This is a genomic window from Allobosea sp. CER48 (genome assembly GCF_044752385.1).
Taxonomy (GTDB): Bacteria; Pseudomonadota; Alphaproteobacteria; order Rhizobiales; family Beijerinckiaceae; genus Allobosea.
This window is the reverse complement of the sequence record NZ_JBIWYK010000332.1, coordinates 1-3,594: the sequence shown is the minus strand read 5'-3', so window position 1 is coordinate 3,594 and position 3,594 is coordinate 1. Positions and strand designations below refer to the sequence as shown.

Genomic DNA, 3,594 nt, shown 5'->3' with positions numbered 1-3,594 from the left:
ATCAGGGCCAGCGCGAGCGACGACTTGCCGCTGCCCGATCCGCCACGCAGCAAGACGCCGGCCTCGCCGACGGCGACCGCCGTGGCGTGGACCCGTTCGCCTGGCTTCACGCTGCGATCAGGCGACATGCGGATACGCCGCCGGCAGGCAGACGATGAAGCGTGCACCGATCCGCGCCGCCTCGCCATCCGGGCCGGCCGGCCCCATCCGGTTCTCGGCCCGGATCGAACCGCGATGCGCCTCGACGATCTGGCGCGAGATCGAAAGGCCGAGCCCGGAATTCTGCCCGAAGCCCTCGTTCGGGCGATCGGTGTAGAAGCGCTCGAAGATGCGCTCAAGTGCATGTGGCTCGATGCCCGGCCCGTCGTCCTCGACGGTGATCAGGACGTCGTTGGCGACCCGCGAGAGAATGACCCGCACCGGCTTGTCCGCCGGCGAGAAGGAGCGGGCGTTGTCGATCAGGTTGACCATGACCTGTCCGAGGCGCGAGTCGTGGCCGAGGACGTGGAAGACATCGTTGCCCATGCGCTGGCTGCGGCGGTCGCTCACCAGCTCGATCGGCGCCTGCCCGTCGCGGCGGGTCTCGTTCTGGATGGTCACGACCGCTTCCAGCGCCTGCGCGACATCGACCGGCGCCGCATCGTTGCGGGCGAGCTCGGCATCGAGGCGGGAGGCATCCGAGATGTCGGAGATCAGCCGGTCGAGCCGGCGCACGTCGTGCTGGATCACCGAGAGCAGCCGCGCACGGGATTCCTCGCTCTTCGCGCGCGGCAGCGTCTCGACCGCGCTGCGCAGCGAGGTCAGCGGGTTCTTCAGCTCGTGCGCGACATCGGCGGCGAAGCTCTCGATCGCCTCGATCCGCCTGTAGAGCGCCTTGGTCATGTCGCGCAGCGTGCCTGACAGGTGACCGATCTCGTCGTGCCGGCTGCTGAAATCCGGGATCTGCTCGCGCGACTTGACGCCGCGGCGCACGCGCTGGGCGGCATCGGCGAGCTTGCGGATCGGCTCGGCGATGGTGCCGGCGAACAGCACCGAGAGCACGATCATCACGCCCGCGGCCACCGCGAAGACCTGGAAGATCGCGAAGCGCTCGGAGGCGATCACCGAGTCGATGTCGCCGCCCTGCGTCGAGAGCAGCAGCGCGCCCTTCACGGTTCGGAAACGCTGCACCGGCACCGCGACGGAGACGATGGTCTGGCCGCGGGTATTGACCCGCACCACGCTCGCGGGCGATCCGGCGAGAGCCCGCGCAACCTCGGGATAGGACTTGCCGTTGGCGTTCTCGAAATCGTCATAGGTCGGCACATCGGCCCGGCCGAGCCGGTTGCGCAGCATGTTCCACGTGCGCTCCAGCAGCGGCGGCTCGTCCGGCTCGCCGACGCGCGGCAGGTCGAGCCGCAGGACGTCGCCGCGCGAATAGAGGCTGCGCGAGTCCAGTGTGAGCATGCCGTCCTTGTCATAGACCCGTGCCCGGGTCTTGGTCGGCGTCACCAGGCGGCGCAGCAGGGGCGCGACCTTTTCGGGATTGATCGAGAAATCGAGGGGGTCCTCGGCGATGCCGGCGCTCTCGCCGGCCTGGAGCTGGAGCAGCTTGTCGGGATCGATGGTGATCGTATCGATCTCGACGGTCGCCGAAGAGGCGATCGCACCGGCGATGATCTCGCCCTGGGTCAGCAGGCTCTGGACCCGCGCCTCGATCAGCCCCTCGCGGAACTGGTTGAGGTAGAGGAAGCCCGAGAGCAGCGCGACGAGCCCGCCGAGATTGAGGACGAGGATGCGGCGCGTCAGGCTCGAGGCTGCGCGCGCCGAGATCGCCCTTCCGACGCGCCGCCAGGCGATGCCGAGATGGCGGCGGAACGCGCCGCGCCATCCGGCTGGCGCTGGCGCACGGGCCTCATTGTCGACGGTTGCCATGGCTGCGGCTTACTTTCCGCTCGGGAGATGACGGATGCGTCGATGCCGACGCATGCCGGCCTTCCTGCCTCAGACTTCCTTGAAGCGATAGCCCACGCCGTAGAGCGTCTCGATCATGTCGAACTCGGCATCGACCTGATTGAACTTCTTGCGCAGGCGCTTGATGTGGCTGTCGATGGTGCGGTCATCAACATAGACCTCATCGTCATAGGCCGCATCCATCAGGGCATTGCGGCTTTTCACCACGCCGGGGCGCTGCGCCAGCGACTGCAGGATCAGGAATTCGGTGACGGTCAGAGTCACCGGCTCGCCCTTCCAGGTGCAGGTATGGCGCTCGGGATCCATGCGCAGCAGGCCGCGCTCGAGGGCCTTGGCATCCTCCGTGCGGGCCGCGACGGTCGCGTCCTTCGCGCCGGCGCGGCGCAGGATCGCCTTGACGCGCTCGACCAGGAGCCGCTGCGAGAACGGCTTCCGGATGAAGTCGTCGGCGCCCATCTTCAGGCCGAAGAGCTCGTCGATCTCCTCGTCCTTCGAGGTCAGGAAGATGACGGGCAGGTCGGATTTCTGGCGGAGTCGCCGCAGCAGCTCCATGCCGTCCATGCGCGGCATCTTGATGTCGAAGATCGCGAGATCCGGCGGGTTCTGCTTCAGACCGTCGAGTGCCGAGGCGCCGTCCGTATAGGTCATGATGCGATAGCCCTCGGCTTCGAGAGCGATCGAGACCGACGTCAGGATGTTACGGTCGTCATCGACCAGCGCAATCGTTGGCATAAGGCTTTCGTCTCTTGGTCACGTTGCAATAAACGGTTCCCCTCTCGTGCGAGAGAGGCCAAAGCGTGGCGGCAATCTAGCCGGCGCGTGGCGATTTGCCTATGTCTCCGTACGACAAGCCTGAAATCGGAGAGAGGTTCCATGGCGAAGGACCCCAAGGACGTCATCCAGCCGATGGACGAAGCGGTCCGTGCGGAGGCCAGGGGATTGCTGCGCGGCGCGCGCTCGGCGGCGCTCGCCACGCTCGGCCTCGACGGCCATCCCTCGGCCAGCCTCGTCGGGCTCGCCACCGATATCGACGGCACGCCGGTCATCCTGATTTCCGGCCTCTCCGCCCATACCGGAAATCTCTCCGCCGATCCGCGCGCCTCGCTGCTGATCTCGCCCGGCGGCAAGGGCGATCCGCTCGCCCATGCCCGCATCACGCTGAAGGTTCGTGCCCGCAGGATCGAACGCGGGACGCAGGAAGGCGCGCGCATCCGCCGCCGCTATCTGGCTCGCCAGCCGAAATCAGCCCTTTATGCCGACTTTCCCGATTTCAGCTTCTTCGCGCTGACGATCGAGGGGGCGAGCCTCAATGGCGGCTTCGCCCGTGCCTTCGCGCCGACCCCTGCCGACCTGCTGAGCGAGCCGGCCCACGCCGCCGCCCTCGCCGAGGTGGAGGAGGGAGCGGTCGAGCACATGAATGCCGATCACTCCGACGCGATCGGTCTCTATGCGACGCAGCTCCTGGCGGCGAAGCCGGGCGACTGGCGCGCCATCGGCCTCGATCCGGACGGGCTCGACATGGCGCTGGGCAGCGCGTCCCTGCGCCTGCCCTTCCCCGCCTCCGTCGACGGGCCGGGCGCGCTGCGGCGGGTCCTCGCCGAGCTCGCAGGGCAGGCCCGCGCCAAGGCAGCCTGACGCCCT

General features: G+C 68.0%; 3 protein-coding genes. 1 reads left to right on the top strand and 2 read right to left on the bottom strand.

Annotated features, from left to right (window positions below; all coding sequences use genetic code 11):
• Nucleotides 1–117: 117 nt before the first annotated feature.
• Both ACIPIA_RS12255 and ACIPIA_RS12250 read right to left on the bottom strand, forming a co-directional pair.
• Nucleotides 118–1,914, bottom strand: a complete 1,797-nt coding sequence (locus ACIPIA_RS12255; protein ID WP_400509878.1) for a stimulus-sensing domain-containing protein — start codon at nt 1,912–1,914, stop codon at nt 118–120.
• A 69-nt stretch (nt 1,915–1,983) separates the two neighbouring features.
• Nucleotides 1,984–2,685: a response regulator gene (locus ACIPIA_RS12250; RefSeq protein ID WP_400509875.1), complete on the bottom strand. Its 702-nt coding sequence runs from the start codon at nt 2,683–2,685 to the stop codon at nt 1,984–1,986.
• Between the two features lie 141 nt (nt 2,686–2,826).
• Between ACIPIA_RS12250 and ACIPIA_RS12245 the strand changes: the two genes are divergently transcribed.
• On the top strand, nt 2,827–3,588 hold the full coding sequence (locus tag ACIPIA_RS12245; protein WP_400509872.1) for a HugZ family pyridoxamine 5'-phosphate oxidase: 762 nt from the start codon (nt 2,827–2,829) through the stop codon (nt 3,586–3,588).
• Nucleotides 3,589–3,594: the final 6 nt, after the last annotated feature.